The sequence below is a fragment of the Rhodococcus wratislaviensis genome (assembly GCF_041228765.1).
In the GTDB taxonomy this organism is placed as follows: Bacteria; Actinomycetota; Actinomycetes; order Mycobacteriales; family Mycobacteriaceae; genus Rhodococcus_F; species Rhodococcus_F wratislaviensis.
Genome location: NZ_CP150489.1, coordinates 561,595 through 577,919, shown reverse-complemented (window position 1 = coordinate 577,919; position 16,325 = coordinate 561,595). Strand labels below are relative to the sequence as shown.

The following is a 16,325-nucleotide window of genomic DNA, read 5'->3' as shown; positions in this document are numbered from 1 at the left end:
TCCGCGCCGGGAGACGGGGCGAGTCGCTTCGCTCCCCGCCAGGGAGCCGCTGCGCGGCTCGCAGTGCGCCGATTCCCGTTGCCGTCGATCGAGTCGCTTCGCTCCTCTGCCTTTCCGAGATTAGGCTCTCACCTGCATATTTGATCGGAACGTTCGATCCGGTCCCCCACCACCCTAACGAGGCTGGGGACGCGAGGGGGTGCGCCTGATCCGCCGCCCACTCGCCTTCCCACACCGCTCCATGTCATACCCACAGCATACCACCCACCCTCCCCCAACTCAAAACAATCAAAAAACCAAGAAACATCCAAACTTATTGCTTCACAACAAATTATGAACCGTACAATCTCCCGTTTGTGCATAACGTTCGTAAACTGTTATTGCACAATTGATTACTCAAACATATTGCAGATCAACAACTTTCAAACAGGATTCCACAACGGGCAAAACGGACACCCGCGCGCCGCCGGCACCCGGCGCCGGCCCCACCCCGACACCCCGACACCTCGCCCCGGCACTCCCACACAGATCGCCGGCGACCCCACATCACAAACCGGGGACATGTCATCACACCAGGTCACAACACCATCACACCCCTCACACAGCACACGGCCCGCCACCCCGGGGTCGGGTGCGGGCCGCGCTGCGAGGCGAGGCGGGCTAGGGCTCGGAGTCCAGTCAGGGCCGATCCTCCCGGCCCTCCACATACACCCCACCCGGCGGACCATCGAGCACCTCGAGCAGCACCTCCCGCACCGCCGGAGACGCCTTCGCGAGCATCTCGTCCCGATGCTCGCACCAGTCCTCCCACACCCAACCCGCACCGGCATCGGCATCGGCATCGGCATCGGCATCGACGCAACTCACCACCGTGTCGACAGGATTGCCGTCGACGAACACCCACACGTGGGTCGGCCCGTCCGGATCACGGACCCCCCACTATCCAGCTCCCGTGTATATCCGGTCGACTACGGACACCACGACCCGGGACGTGTCATCTTCCCAGGTCAGCACGCTGACCCAGACCCCGGTCCCTGCCGTCCATCCACACGATCACATCAAAGACCCGCAGCACGGAGATCTCCTCCGCCAAACCGGCGCGGGAGCGGATGTTCAACAGCCGGCGGTGCAGGGCACCGTCGTCGGCACGCAGCGCCTCCCGCACCGGATTCAGATGTTGGTTCTCAGCACCGAGGACGACACTGACCACCGCATCCGAAGATCGGGAACAGCCGGGGACGTTTGCGGGCGATCAGCTTCGTCGCCTTCATCCCGGCCGATCCCCGGCAACGCCCACAGGGCCGTTTCCAGGTCCCAGACGGGCCACCCGGGCCCAGCGGGTCCGGTCCGTCCAAACCCCAGTCCCGACCCGGCCCGATCGCCGCAAGAAGGGCACTCAGCGCCGCCGCGCCGTCACCCGGTGGCGGCACCGATGTCGGGTGATGTGGCTGACGAACCCCACCAGCACCATCGGGGCGGCGCTCACCGTCTACGCCCGCCGGGGCGGCGCAGTGACCTTCCACAACCACATCCGATGGCCCGCCCCCACACCCCAACAGCCACCGCTCGCGCGCCGGCTACGGCTCGAACTGCTGAACATCGCCACCGAGGCCGACCACGTCGTCATCACGTTCACCACAGATCAACGCATCGCCACCACATACAACAGGGACGGGTGGCCGGCCACCCCCCAACACCGAACGCCACCAGTACACAATCCCGACAACAAATCGACACGGCGAACTCACGCGCTGGGATCTGCTGTTCGATCCCCGCGACGAACAATGCGCCGCCGCCCTCACCGCTGCACGAACCGAACTCACCACCTGAACCCGTCGGCGGCCTACTGCACCGACACCAACAGCGGCAGCGCCACTTCCAGACATCTCCCTGAAGCAGGGAAAGAGAATTTCATTCAGATGAAGTATTGACAAACTTGAGCTCTTCGTTCTAACGGTCTCCTGCGAAAACCGAAGCCACGCAATGCAGGCAAGCGAGAGGCGCCGAATACCGAGTCGCTGTCATCGTCGTGTCCCACATACGCTTTACTAACTCTGATGACTGAAACTGACCTGCTACGGGCTTCGCGCGATGGCGACCAGTTCCACTACTACTGGGCTGCGCGCCAGTGCCTGGAAATGCTTCGTCCGGGGACGGATCTCGTCGCTGTATCCATCGAGGGGGTGTCGCAAGCAGAGGCTTCCGATGGCACTGACCTCAGTGGGGGGCTGGAAGTCATTGACATCGCGGAATACCGGGGCTCTGAAGTGTTGTCGGACGCCATGTCGATTGTTTATCGGCAGCTCAAGCACTCCACCGTGCGTGTCGACCAAAAAATCACGATGTCCGAACTCGAGAAGACTCTTACGGGTTTCGCGAAGCGATTTCACCAGCTCAGGGCCAATTACGCCGACGATGTATCGAAGGTTCGATTCGAGCTTGTCACCAACCGTGTGCCGACCGCAAAAGTTCTCGAGGCGATTGACGATGTGGCCGAGGCAAGTGAGGCTCCGCGCGATCCCACCCAAGTTTCTCTGCTGAAGAAGTACCTCAATCTCGATGACGAGGAGTGCACGCTCTTCTGCAGAGCGTTCCAGTTCGACAACCGGGCACCCAACCTTCTGCCACTTATCCAGAGCTTCCAGTCCGATATCGCGAGCGTACTTCCCGACTCTCCAGTCGATGGACCGTTGCGCCTGAAAGAGATCGTGTCGATGCGGGCTACTTCGCGGCTCGAGTCATCGCCAGAAATACGCATCGACGACGTTCTCGCCGCACTCGGAACTGACATGCGCTCGTTGCTCCCTGCACCCCCGCAGTTCGAGGCGCCGCCGACACGGATTGAGCGGGCGGAGTTCGCCACGATCGCCGAGCAGATCGTTGCTAGCTGTGAGAATGTCATCGTGCACGCGTCGGGCGGAGTCGGGAAGACCGTGTTCGCCACGTCGCTCGCCTCGTATCTTCCACCCGGTTCACAGTGCGTCACGTATGACTGCTTCGGCGCCGGCGGGTACCGACGATCTAGCCAGCCCCGTCATGAGCACCGGCAGGGCATGATTCAGATCTGCAATGAGTTGGCCAGCCGCGGACTGTGCAACATCGTGTTACCCAGCCCAAGTGCTTCCGCCTCCGACTACTCGCGCTTGTTTCTGACGCGGCTAGGTGAGGCCGCACGAGCGGTGGAGGCTGCAGCACCGGGTGGTCTCCTTGTGATCGCCGTCGACGCTGCGGACAACGCTGTGATGGCGGCACAAGAGTTCGGTGACGCCGAATCGTTCGTTGTCGGAATCCTGCGTGAACGTGTTCCTGAGAATGTGCGACTGGTGCTGCTGTGCCGCACGGAACGCATCGACTGCCTCAAGCCGCCCCCGGATATCGCACGTCTCGAATTACATGGATTCACTGTCACCGAATCCGAGGCCCACCTCGCGAGCAAATACGTCGGCGTGAGTACCTCAGACGCCAGCGAATTTCACGACCGCACGGCGGCGAATCCTCGGGTTCAAGCCTTGGTCATGAGTGAATCGGACTCCCTCGACGACTGCTTGTCCCTCCTCGGGGAGAGGCCACTGCCTGCGGCGCAGGCGCTGGACAAACTGATCAAACTCTCGATCGCCAGGATCCGGGACAAACATCCCACCACATCGGTGACGGACATCGATGCCATCTGTGAGGCCCTCGCATCACTTCGGCCCCGTCTCCCGGTACGGGTAATCGCCCACCTGTACGACATCGAGCCGGCGACCATCCGCAGTTTCGTGTCCGATCTGGGTCGACCACTGCTGCTACATTCCGACGTCCTGCAGTTTCGGGACGAACCGACGGAGACGTGGTTCAGGAATCAGTACAAACCGACCGACTCAGCACTTGACTCCTTCGTCGGTCGCCTACGCCCCCTGGCGGATACAGATCCCTATGTGGCGGCATCACTTCCTCAAATACTCTGGGATGCTGGCCGCTTCGATGAACTAGTCGCCCTTGCCCTCTCTAGCGACGCCCTTCCCGACTCCAATGCGATCGAACGCGCAGAGATCGAGTTTCAACGACTTCGTTTCGCCCTCAATGCCGCACTGAGAACCAACAGCAAGTTCGACGCTGTCCGTCTGGCGCTGAAGGCCGGGACACTGTCGGCCGGGCAGTCACGTCGCCTGAAGCTGATCACTGCAAACACCGACCTGGCCGGCGTGTATCTCGACGGCCAGTCGATCGAGGACATCGTCGCCAACCGTGCGCTGCGACCAGAGTGGCCGGGGGCGAACCTCGCCTACGAAGGCGCCCTGCTGTCTGCGCAAACCGCCACCCAGTCGGCCGCCCGCAACCGGCTTCGCAGCGCACTCAGTTGGATGCAAGCCTGGACAAGGCTCCCCGCCGAACTGCACGACGACCATGACATCGAGCCTGATGACATTGCCGAAAGCGCGCTCGGCGTCCTGAACACCGAAGATCCTCAGCAATGCGCGGACTATTTCGCCCGCTGGGAGCCGGCAGACGCCGTATTCCACCCCGGTCGCATCGTCGCCCGGCGGTTGATCGACGGCGGCCGAATCGATGAACTGAACCGTCTGCTCGAAGCATCTGCCGACCTCGCGTATCTCCAACTTGCCATCACCGCGGAAGCCGCACACGCCGGTGTTCTCCTCGACCGTCCGGGAACATCGGTGGCCATCACCACGCTACGAAACCAGGTCGGGCCGCTAGACCTTCCTTCACTCCGTTACGGGGAACCGAACCACGGAATCGCGGCTGCCGTAGGTGCTCTCGTCTCTGCGAAACGGCACCAGTTGATCGACGATACGGATGCCCTCAGGATCCTTGACCTCTACCTGCCCGCCGAAGCTCCGCGTGGAATCGAGTCACGGCTCGGCAGCGACCGCCTGATGACTCTGAAGGGCTGGGGGCTGCGAGCGCTGCTGCGGGGTAGCGAGCTCGACGCTGTCGAACTAGCGCACGAGGATCTCGCCAAGGTGCTACGCGGCGAGAAGCCCAGCCGATCGGGCAAGCAGACCGAATTCACGGACAACATTGTCCCATTAGTGCCATGGATATCGGCGTGGGCGACTTCCTCATGCGGCCACGACACCGAACTGGGCACCCTGTTCGAGCAGCTGGCCGATACGCGACCTTGGTCGCGAGACAGCACACCATATGTCTATCTCCGCGAAGTTAGTCGGTTAGGCGCGGAACTTCTCAGCGAGCACCCCCACCAGGAGGCCCTCGCTGCATACACAAGATGGCTGGACCAGATCCGCGGTTCCCTGCCGATTGACACGCTCGTGGACATAGTGCGCTTCTGTGGGCGAGCCGAGCAGCTGGAGTCTGTGTTCTACCCTGCCGCGAGCCTGGCCGCCGAGAAGATAGGCGCTGCGCAGCTGAGTGCCGACGAAAGCACCGAGCACTTCGTGAGGCTCGCCCGAGCGCTCCGTGCGGCCGACGAGGCAGAGGCTGAACAATACTGGGCGAAGGCACTCGATACCGCCGACCTGATCGGCGACGACGCCCACGTCAGGTGGAGGACGATTTCGTCTCTCAGCGCCTTCGCGTCACCTGCGGCACAGTCGGGCGACTCCGACGAGCGCGCCTACAGAATGACCCAGTTGATCGAGGCTCTGTATCCGTATACCGGCGACGCTCTTGACTTCAGCGATGGCATTCGCATCATTTCCCGCCTCAGTAGGCGGTCAGCGATCGCGACCGCGGCGAGATGGCGAGACCGCGATGTCGGATACCAGTCGAGAATCATGGACGGCCTCCTCAATCACCCGGACAGCCCTCTCCACGATGTCCCCGTTGCGGCACTGGCCTTGACACCGCTCGCACCGGACACGGCTCTCATGCCGATACTCAGTCGCGCGCTGCGGTCGGCAGCGTCTCCGCAGCAGGTGCTGGATGCGATCAGCGACCACGACCGCCCTTCACAGCATCCGCCGGCTTTCTTCGAGGAACTTGACGCACTAGCGGAAGAACTGCGCCTCGACCTCGGGCACACCGTGTATGCCGCGGAGGTCCGCAACCCCTACTCACCGCCGCCCACCGCTCCCACTGGGTTCTCGCCACTGTTCGGTGCCGGCAATGACTCCGTCGACCAACGCCACGACACCGCCCTCACCGAAATCCGCACCCTCGACCTCACGGAACCAGCAGGGATGGACCGTGCCCGCGAGTTGTGTGAACAATCACGCCGCGCATATACCGCAGGCGACCTCGCTTCGGAGGTACTGTCCCGGCCTCGCCGTTCCTGGGCTGGCGGGATTGCCACGTTTGCCGCGAACACTCATTTCAGCTGGTACGACCACCGGAATTTTGTCGACGAACTGCTGAAGGTCACCGATCTGACGGCCGCGGCTCGCGCCGCGGGCCAGAACCTCGTGGACACCGGGGTGCGCCGTTTCTCGCGAGAGATCGCCACCCAGTCCTGGGGTCCGTCCGCGCTACAACCGCTATCCGTGCTCTCGGGTCGGACAGTCGACGACCTCCTCGATCTGGCGTACGCCGACCTCGGCAGTCGCGATGACTATCTCTCCAGCGAGGAATGCTTCGCGCTGGCCGGCAACCTCGCCGAACAGTTGACTCCGGAACAGGCACTACAGGCTTTCGACGTAGCTGTTGGAGACCTGTCCTACCTCATCACAGACACCACCGCCGACGGGAACTGGTCCGAAACACTTCGACCACCAACAGCTCTCGGAACATGCGTTGCCGGCTACCTCTGGTCGGCGCTCGGCAGCCCGGACGAGAAGATCGGCTGGCTCGCAGCCCATGCAGTGAAACTGATGGGGACGATCGGGCTCGACGACGAACTCGCCGCACTGTGCACCTTCGCGACGTCATCGCAATTGCAGGTAACAGCGTTCGCCGATCGACGGTTCACCTTCTACGACATGCACGCCCGGCACCGGCTTCTCCTGGCGATCGAGCGTGTCGCGAGCACTCACCCCGCCCACATTCATCCCTTCGAACACCTGCTACGTACAACCGCACTCGGCGATGAACGCCATGTCTTGTTCCGCGAGTCCGCACGCCGCGCGTTGCTGAGCATGCACACCCACGACGTCATCGAACTGACCCGAGAGGATCGAACCGTCCTCGAAAGGATCAACAAGCCGTCGCGAGAGCCGATCCACCTTCCCCAGTACGAACGACCGCATGCCAAGAAAACCTACGTGAACCGTCCCGATGTCGAATTCCACTTCAGAATGGATTTCAGCGAGTACTGGATCGAGCCCTTGGCGAGGTGTTTCGGCGCCAACCCACACGAGCTCGAACGGCGGTGCAGCGAAATCATCACCGAGCGATGGACGCATCACCACAACGGCCGTGCCAACCAGGATCCGCGACACGCGCTCAACATCTTCGCCGACAGCAAAACATCCTTCTACAAGTACGAGCGCCCCCCAGTGCACGACCTCAACTTCTACCTGGCCATGCACGCCCTGATGACCGCCGCCGGCGAACTCATCGACACCGCCGATGTGTACCAAGATTCCTACCAGGAAGTGGACGAGTTCACCGACTGGTTGACCGACCAGCTGCCCACGCGCCGCGATGGTCGGTGGCTGGCCGATCGCCGTGACGCCACCCCACCCGATCAGCACTCCGTCACAGAACTCGCAACAGCGGAGGACGATTGGGAGTGGCGAGTTCACTCCGGATCGTTCGTCGAACTGCTCACCCCCGGCCCAAGCGAACTCATCACGGTGTGGCAAGACGCCACCCAAACGGTGACAAATGCAGGTGAGACCACGAGCATCCGAAGTGCGCTCGTCAACCGTGAGCGAAGCATGTCCCTCCTGGCGGCCATGCAGACCGCCAACAGTTCGTACGACCACGGACTCCCCTCCACCGGCAATTCCTACGTAGACGAACTGTCCACTGATGGATACCAACTCCAGGGATGGATCAGGGACAACACCCGAGATCTCAAACTCGACGCACCCGATCCGCTCAACGGCAGAATCGCCTTTCCCGTCCCACGTCCAGCCGACCACATCCGGGATTTGCTCGAGCTGAGCAGCGACGCCGACGAGAGAATCTGGAACACCCCCACGTCAGCCACTCCGGCGTTCGTCAGCACTGTCTGGAACGACGAGATCGACCACGGGCACGGTCGGGTGACCGGATCTGGCGGCAGCCGACTTGCCTGTGACAGGCAAGTTCTGTCGACGGTGTTGAATGAGACCGGGATGAACCTCATTGTCAAAGTGACCATCGACCGCTCCCGCCACGATTCCTCCGGAAAAAGGGTCCATACCGATGACGAAGACGACACCCCATTCGATCGTTCCTTCAAAGTATTCATCCTCGACAACCACGGAGACTGGTTCGAGCACTGAGCGCACCATCTCGCTCGGGCAAGAACTCGCCGCTGAGCTCGACTCACACGATCGCCTCGGCAGATGGATGGCCCACTACATCGCCGAGCTCATCACCCAGGTCGAAACAGCCGAACCCGCTGACCGCCCCCAACTCCAACAGAAATGCGCCCAAGAGATCGAACGACTGTGGGCACACCGCACCCACTTCCCGTCACGCCGGCCGCCGATGGCCTCGTTCGAGCCGCTGTACCGAACACTCGAACGCCTCTCCCCCGATAATCCCGAGTGGAGCTTCTACAGCCACTTCCGCGACGACAACCAACCCGGTCACGACGATCTATTGTCCAACAACCTACTTCGGTCCGCCTGCGAACTCGAGACGACGGCACGCGATGTTGTCCGAACCTTCATCGTCGAAGCAGCCGCCATCGCAGAACAGCGAGAAAGAAGATGGATCGACGCAGCCGCACACCTGAATGACGAAGAACCCGGCTATCTTTCGATTTTGCGCCGGATGCAACGGAGGAACTCACCGGCCGAACTCACCGAAGAAGCCCTCGAAGAAGCTCTCGAAGAGGAAGACTCACCAACCGACGCTACGATCCAAGCGCTCGACGAAATGATCAAAGTCTGCACCCAAGCGAAAGCTGCTCTTCAAGAAAGCAAGACATAATCCCATCCCGGAATTGAAGAAGATCGATCGAAGGCCGTCCCGAACGATTACGTGGTCGGCGGCCGTGTCGGAGCTCGGAGCGACAAGGAGAGTGCAGGGTCATGTCGCATGCACTGTCTCGATGGCATCAACATCGGTAGCGAGCGCTCAGCCAATCGAACACGAACCATCACTCCGCTAACTGAAGAAGGGGCACAACATGAATCATCACTTGCGCGCTGCCGGACCTGACAGGCGACCATACTCCACACGGTGGCACAACATTGCTCTCGGGGTGATCGCCCTCGTCGTTCTCAGCGTTGCGATCGCCGATCCGCAGAGAGCATCCGCCGACCCGGCACCAACACAAACGACCCTTCACCGCGCCGACGGCGCCACCACCTTGGGTGTCGCCGTCAACTCGACACACGTCTATGCGGCTGACTACTACGGCAACCAAGTTCTCAAGATCGCGAAGAACGGAATCATTTCCTCACCCCTCCCCATTCCAGGCCTGCTCAAACCGGACGGCGTCGCAGTCGCCACCAACGGAGACGTCATCGTTGCCGACAGCGTCAATCGACAGGTCCTTCGACTGGTTATCGCCGACAACAGTGTCCACCGTTTGCCATTCGACAATCTGGTTCGCCCAGGAGGCGTCGCAGTGGACGACGCCGGGACCATCTATGTCACGGACATCTTCGGGAACAAAGTCGAGAAGCTCGGAGCCAATGATACGGCCGCAACCACCCTTCCCATCGATGGACTACGGGATCCCCGCGGCGTCGCCGTGGCACCCAACGGCGACATCCTGATCGCCGATAACACACACAACAGAGTCGTTCGAGTCGCTCCGGATGGGTCCGAAACCACACTGCCCTTCACCGACCTGCACTACCCGGCCGGTGTCGCTGTCGACTCCCAAAACAACGTCTACGTCGCCGACAGTGTCAACAATCGGATCCTCAAACTCGGTGCCACCGACAACTCCATCACGACACTGCCATTCACCGGCCTAAATTCACCGACCGCCGTTGCCGTCGACGACGCCGGAAGCGTATACGTCACCAGCCAGAACGACGGCAAAGTGATCAAGCTGTCCTACACAACAGCACCGAACACAGGCTCAGCGATACTCGGATCATCGTAACGCCCGGCCACCCACACGGACCATCACATCAATGCCCTCATCTGAGCAGGTTCTGCGCTCTCGCGGATCGTTAGCGCGGCGCTCCGGCTGGGTAAGTCCCGCGGAGTGGTGGGAATTCGGTGAGGCAGCGTAGCCGCAGCTCGGGCGTGTCGTGGCCGAGTTATGGGTGGGCCATCGCGTAGTGATGAACGAGTTACCTACCACAGTGACTCGACCAAAGGACCACGCGATGACCCACGACCATTCTGCCCTGATCACCCAGCTCGATGCACTCAAGGGTGCCGATCCCGCGAGCGTGTTCGCCGAACTGATCCGCACCGGCCTGCAGGCGCTGATCGACGCCGAAGCCACCCAGGTACTCGGCGCCGGCCGCTACGAACGCACCGCCGAGCGCACCAACTACCGCAACGGCACCCGGCCCAAGACCGTCGCGACCACCAGCGGGGACGTCGAAGTCCAGATCCCCAAGCTGCGATCAGGGTCATTCTTCCCCAGCCTGCTCGAACGCCGGCGGCGCATCGATCAGGCCCTGTACGCGGTGATCATGGAGGCCTACGTCCACGGTGTCTCCACCCGCAACGTCGACGACCTCGTCGCTGCACTCGGCGTCGAGTCGGGGCTCTCGAAATCGCAGGTGTCACGAATCTGTGCCGGGTTGGACACCGAAATCGCCCGGTTCCGGGAGCGCACGCTGACCCACACGAGCTTTCCGTACATCTTCCTCGACGCGACGTACTGCAAGGTCCGGATCGGCGCGCACGTGGTCTCTCATGCCCTCGTGGTGGCCACCGGGGTCTCGATCGACGGCACCCGGGAAGTGCTCGGCACCGCGGTCGGAGACAGCGAATCGTTCGACTTCTGGCGCGAGTTCCTTGTCGGCCTGCGGGCACGGGGATTGTCGGGGGTGCATTTGGTGATCTCCGATGCGCATGCAGGTTTGAAAGCTGCTGTAGCCCAGCAGTTCACCGGCGCTTCCTGGCAGCGGTGCCGGGTTCATTTCATGCGCAACGTGGGATCGGTGGTCTCGTCGAAGCATGTGCCGCCGGTGATGGCGGCGATCAAGACGATCTTCGCGCACACCGAACCCGATGCTGTTGCCAAGCAATGGGACCAGGTTGCGGACACGTTGGCTGAGTCGTTTCCGAAGGTGGCGTCGATGATGCGCGAAGCGAAGGAGGATGTACTGGCGTTTCGAGGGTTTCCGAGGGCGCATTGGCAGAAGGTCTGGTCGAACAACCCGATCGAACGGCTCAACAAGGAAATCAAACGACGAGCCGATGTCGTCGAAATTTTCCCGAACCCGGCCGCATTCTTACGTCTGGCGACGGCGGTGGTGATCGAAGCGCACGACGAGTGGCAAGTCACCCGCCGGTACGTCTCCGACGTCAGCATGGACGAACTCAAAGTGGTCATCGCTGCCAAACAACGCGCCGCAACCGCCGAGACACCGGCACAATCGTTGACACCAGAACTCGAACCCGCATAACCTACAACACGACTCGTTGATCACGAACCAGATGGTTCACCGATCCGAACTACACCATTCCGTGGGACGCTATCCTCCGGCTTCGTGAACGGAATGGGTACGCCAAGGGAGTCGAGTGGGTGAGGTTGCGCGTGACGTAGCGTCGTTCACCCCGTTTCAGGTCAAGCAATCGAGTCAGGAACGTCGGAGATCGCCGGATCCTCGAAGATGCCCTTGCACATCTCGGCGGAGGAAACCGTGCAACCCCAGTTCGATCAATTCCACACCGAACGCGGAAGTAACCCGCCCCATGCAGCCCTCCAGTGCTGCAACGTTCGCGTCGTGGCGCCAATCGTCGAAGTCGATCAGGCCGCTGCTCGATGTGTTTGCGGTACCACTGGCAACGATTCGGCAACTTGAGGTAGGGAAGGCGCAGCGACTGATTCGCCCTGTAGATTTCTCTCTACCACATAGGAAAAATGAGGAGACAGGTGAAGAAGTCGAAACCGGTAAACGACAACAGTGGTCCAAGCACCACGTCGAGGAATCAGCCAGCAAAGGTTCAAGAAACCGGTCCAGGGCTGGTCTCCAGCCTCATCGTGGGCGCGATTGCCTCGATTGCGCTCTGGTTCGGGGCCTCGTATGCCCAGGCCGAGATGATGACTCCAGACGGAGTACCCGTCGCGTCGGCGCTGGAGAACGGCGAAGCCCTTCCGATTGCACGGTCTTCTGCAATCGCTGTCGCCTCTGTCGGCGCGGTAACCGTGATAATCCTGGGCTATCGGCGACAAAGATCCACCGAGGAGGCTCACTGGTTTCAGGTTCAGACGACCGAAGAAAACTTTGAACTTGAACGCGCCAAGCAGGACGCCGATCGCATCGCCGCGCTGCACGATCGGTACACGAAAGCTGTCGAACAGCTAGCAGATCAGAACCGACCAACAATCAGGCTCGGCGGTGTTCACGCAATTGCAGCCCTTGGGGATGATTGGCACTCGCGGGGTGATCACACGCAACGACAGGTTTGCATCGACCTCTTGTGCTCGTACTTGCGAAGCGTCCCCCGCATCAACGTTGAGACTGACTCTGCAACAGGCGAAGTCGTCGACTGGGAGGCTGACGCCAGTTTCCTTGAGACGGATCGTGACGTTCGGAAGGCTGCACTGGAATGGTTGAGTCGAGTCGCTTCGGCCGAAGCTCCCCTCGCACTTCCGGACGACGATGGACAGGCCGCGAAGGAAAAGGTCGCTATCGATCTCCGGGGCATCTCGCTCCGCAAGATGGACCTCAGTTTCGCAAAACTCGCGCATCTGCCGATGGACAGCGCGGATTTGGTTAGTACGCGTCTACCCAACGCAGATCTGACCGGGACCCATCTTGCGAATGCAGATCTCAGCTTTGCGAATCTTCTTGGAGCGACCCTATCCGACGCTCGGCTTGATGCCGCGAACCTTCGTTCAACGAGAATGTCTGGATCGAACCTCAAGCGGGCACAGTTCTATACCGCTGATATGCGGGGTGCGTCGCTCACGGGGGCAAAGATTCAGGGTGCAGAGTTCGGCGGCGCGGACCTCACCAATGCGAGTCTGCGAGGCGCAAAAGTCGATGGAACAACACTCTTCACCGGCGCCACCCTTGACGACGCGGACTTCACCTTGGTGGATATCGATGCGCTCGACCTAGAGGGAGTAGACACCACCAAAGCAAAGGGGATCCGAACCCCGCGACGAACGCAGGCCGCCGACGACGGCAAACAGCATCCGCCTGCCGACGAACTGTCCGCGTCGACTCCCAGCACAGATTGAGTAGTGGTGCCCCGGACTGTGCCCGGGGCACCAGTACTCAGCTCGGCGATCAGTCCTGGTTATTGGGCTCGCCTTCCGGCCCAGCAACCGCTTTGCGGGCAGGTGGCTTGATCGAGGTCGGCGTTGAACCGGACATCGATGGCTGCCCGTATTGCTGCGGAAGTGCTCCGCATCGTCGTCCAACGGAGCGCGTCGTTCTGACGAGTCCCGTACCTCGTCAAAGGTAGACCGACAGATCAGGGAATTGGTGTTACATGCGGTTTCAGCTGATCGGCCTATACCGAACGTCGAATTTTCCTGCTCTAATCCGCGCATGAACATCAGAGCAGTCGCGGCAGGGGTGGTGGGTATCGCCGCCGTACTCCTCGCCAGCGGTTTCGGTGTCGGCTATGCGGTGGGAAGCCAGAAGAGCACCAACTCTGTTGACGTAGCATCTGCGAATACTCCGGCGCCAACACCGCACACCGCGACGAGCAGTGTCGCACCTCCGCAGAATGTTCGTGGAGCGATCGACAAGCAGTTCGGGCAGCGGTCTGGACTGGGTTGTAAGCCGAGCGACAATCCGTGCGATGTCGAGTTCGTGGTGAGTGCTCCGATCGAAGCAACTGGATGCTCGGGGCAGTATCCGATCGAGAACGGCCGCCTCATCGCGCTTCCCGTCGCTGTGGAGACGCGAACGGACGCGCAGATGGACCCCTATTCGGGCATGTGGAATCCGAACTCCTTCTCTGCCGTGACGGCGGCAGGTGTCACGGTGTCGCGCATTGCGACGACACCGACCTACGGTTGCGATCAGTCTGACGGCACGTTCCCTGACCGACTGGCGCCGGCGTCGAAGTACGAGGGATTCATCGTGCTCGACATTCCACGGGACACAACATCGGTCATGTTCGTTCCTCACATGTCCGATGGAGGCTGGGAGTGGAAGCTGTAATGGGTAGGCCCGCAAGTCGTTCGCCCTGGTCTGGTTTGATACTCGTATGACATCACCACCTCCCCGGCCGGCTCGTGACCCGGAAATGTCAGCGGGTTCGTAGTCGGTGGGACGGCTAGCAATGAGCCTCGGCGAATCGCACTATCGATAACCGCCACTCCCCGGACGCGCGACCCCCTGGCCCGCGAAGCGAAATCTGATGGCCACCACGGCCATAGTCGGCGCGATCTTGCTGGGGCAACCGGCATGTCCTGCGCCGTCAAGGTGTAACACGGCCGGGGTACGTGGGAGCAATGCCCGTAAGCCGGAAGATTCGAACTCACAGATGTGAGCGCTCAACGCCGCCAACACGCAGGTGCCAGTATCGGAACGAGAAGTAAGGACAGCCCATGCCAAGGCGAACCATGACAGTCACCCGCCTGTGGGTCCATCCACGAGGCAACCGGAAGGAATTGAAGGATCTGACGACCCTTCCCGATGGCTCGGATCTACTGCACCTGTTTCATGGCTTCGCCGCCGATGTCTCCCCGGACAAGTTGCTCAAAGCAACAACCGAGAGCTTCGCAAATGTGCATGCTGTCAGCCCGAAAGGGCGGACCATCACCATGGCGGTCGACGTGGGGCGCTACGGGGAAACCGGGGCGATCACAAACGTGCACACGATGGTCGAATCAGGTCGATTCAGCAAGGACGACGCGACGTCCGTGGTCACGCACGGAGTGTTTCTGCTGCCGAGTCCCGGCACAAGCGCGCTCCTGTTCACCGAGCGCTCCGCGAACCAGTCGGGCGTGCTGCGCATCCTCGAGCTGTTCGCAGCCAAGTTCAAGACTGCGTACCCCGACCTGATCCTCGAAACTGAGTCACTCGTCGAGAGCGAAGCGTGGCTCAAGTACGCAAAGTTGGTCAGGGTGAGCGCCTACACTCATCGGCGATCGAAGGATTTGTCGGACCGTAGCGATGTCACGCTGCAGACTCAACCGCTCGGCGAGCTCGCGCACACCCTTCTGCCTCCCCGCGGCGCAAAGTCGCTTCCGCGCTGGGTGTACGACCAACTGGTCAACGGCGACCTCCACGCCGGTCAGTTACTGCAGTTCTCCCATGACGAGGAACCCGACGAGACGGAGGTCACCCTCGAGGGAAACAACCAGAGAAAGACCTTCGTACTGGGCAGAGAGAAGCGTCCCTCGATCAGCTACCCGCTGAGCGACCACGGAGAGGACGTCTGGACCGATCATCGGATCCGCACCTTCGCCCTCGAGCAAGCCGAAGACTTGTTCGACCGGCTCGGCATAGACTGGTCCCCAGCAGATGCAATCGGAACGTGGACTCAGGCGCAACTCGACACGAGGTTGGTGAATGCCAGTGGGCAGCAAACTTAGTGTTGCGCCAACAATACGGGATCACTTCGACACCTTCCGGGACGACAGCAGTGGGGGCATGCACCTGCCCGACTACCTGATCTTCATCGGTGGACCCGCGTTCGCGGCCGCACTGATCGCGTGGTTCGACGTTCGATTGAAAGATGTGTCAGGAGTGCTCGGCGGACTCTCCGTCTTCACCGCCCTCCTCTTTGGACTAGTGATCTTCGTCTTCCAGCTCCGGCTTCAGCTCAAGTCCGACGGCGTTAACCGAACCGGCTTCCTGATGCGATTGGTCGACCAACTCTTCGCCAACGTCAACTATGCAGTCGTCGTGGGCGTCGTCACGACAACCGTCGGTGTTGTTGCCATCAACGTCGGTGACAAAGACGCAGGTGCGCCGGTATGGCTGTCGGCCATTCTCACGGGACTCGGACTGCACCTAGTGCTGACAATTTTCATGTGCGTCAAGCGAGTACATTCCGCCTACAAACAACTCGCCCGCCCGTGACTCTGGTGGTGTAGTCACCGGTTCCCGGATGTTCTCGTACCGGTGGGTCATACGGCAGCCCCTATCAGCGACGGAGCAACCCAATCCGACACAATCATCGAGTCGGATTTGCCCTCGTCAATCAGTGCAACGTCGTCC

11 protein-coding genes are annotated in these 16,325 nt (G+C 61.2%); 8 read left to right on the top strand and 3 right to left on the bottom strand.

From position 1 onward, the window contains the following. Positions 1-678 precede the first annotated feature (678 nt). The 3 genes from WKC72_RS41415 to WKC72_RS41405 all read right to left on the bottom strand — a co-directional run bounded on the left by WKC72_RS41415 (position 679) and on the right by WKC72_RS41405 (position 1,430). Positions 679-900: a hypothetical protein gene (locus WKC72_RS41415; protein ID WP_370185120.1), complete on the bottom strand. Its 222-nt coding sequence runs from the start codon at positions 898-900 to the stop codon at positions 679-681. Between the two features lie 94 nt (positions 901-994). After that, positions 995-1,210 carry a DUF6308 family protein gene (locus tag WKC72_RS41410; protein WP_370185118.1) on the bottom strand — a complete coding sequence of 72 codons (216 nt, stop codon included), beginning with the start codon at positions 1,208-1,210 and terminating at the stop codon, positions 995-997. Continuing rightward, positions 1,185-1,430 carry a DUF6308 family protein gene (locus WKC72_RS41405; RefSeq protein ID WP_370185116.1) on the bottom strand — a complete coding sequence of 82 codons (246 nt, stop codon included), beginning with the start codon at positions 1,428-1,430 and terminating at the stop codon, positions 1,185-1,187. The genes WKC72_RS41410 and WKC72_RS41405 overlap by 26 nt, the downstream gene beginning before the upstream one ends. Before the next feature lie 627 nt (positions 1,431-2,057). On the opposite strand from WKC72_RS41405, the gene WKC72_RS41400 reads away from it, so the two are divergent. The 8 genes from WKC72_RS41400 (at position 2,058) to WKC72_RS41365 (ending at position 16,187) form a co-directional block, all read left to right on the top strand. Continuing rightward, positions 2,058-8,330: a hypothetical protein gene (locus WKC72_RS41400; RefSeq protein WP_370185114.1), complete on the top strand. Its 6,273-nt coding sequence runs from the start codon at positions 2,058-2,060 to the stop codon at positions 8,328-8,330. Continuing rightward, entirely contained in the window at positions 8,251-8,985 is a 735-nt protein-coding gene (locus WKC72_RS41395; protein ID WP_370185112.1) for a hypothetical protein, read from the top strand. Before WKC72_RS41400 ends, WKC72_RS41395 begins: the two co-directional genes overlap by 80 nt. A gap of 274 nt (positions 8,986-9,259) precedes the next feature. Further along, positions 9,260-10,114: a hypothetical protein gene (locus tag WKC72_RS41390; protein WP_370185110.1), complete on the top strand. Its 855-nt coding sequence runs from the start codon at positions 9,260-9,262 to the stop codon at positions 10,112-10,114. Positions 10,115-10,343: 229 nt separating this feature from the next. Beyond that, the gene (locus WKC72_RS41385) at positions 10,344-11,600 is read left to right on the top strand and encodes an IS256 family transposase (RefSeq protein ID WP_370180023.1); all 1,257 of its coding nucleotides are present in this window, start codon (positions 10,344-10,346) and stop codon (positions 11,598-11,600) included. A 470-nt stretch (positions 11,601-12,070) separates the two neighbouring features. Then, a complete protein-coding gene (locus WKC72_RS41380) occupies positions 12,071-13,384 on the top strand; it encodes a pentapeptide repeat-containing protein (protein WP_370185109.1) in 1,314 nt (437 codons plus the stop codon). A 313-nt stretch (positions 13,385-13,697) separates the two neighbouring features. Continuing rightward, complete coding sequence (locus WKC72_RS41375) at positions 13,698-14,318, top strand: hypothetical protein (RefSeq protein WP_370185107.1); 621 nt, start codon at positions 13,698-13,700, stop codon at positions 14,316-14,318. Between the two features lie 404 nt (positions 14,319-14,722). Further along, positions 14,723-15,697 (top strand): hypothetical protein, encoded by a 975-nt coding sequence (locus WKC72_RS41370; RefSeq protein ID WP_370185106.1) that lies wholly within the window; start codon positions 14,723-14,725, stop codon positions 15,695-15,697. Continuing rightward, entirely contained in the window at positions 15,681-16,187 is a 507-nt protein-coding gene (locus WKC72_RS41365) for a hypothetical protein (protein WP_370185104.1), read from the top strand. Before WKC72_RS41370 ends, WKC72_RS41365 begins: the two co-directional genes overlap by 17 nt. Positions 16,188-16,325: the final 138 nt, after the last annotated feature.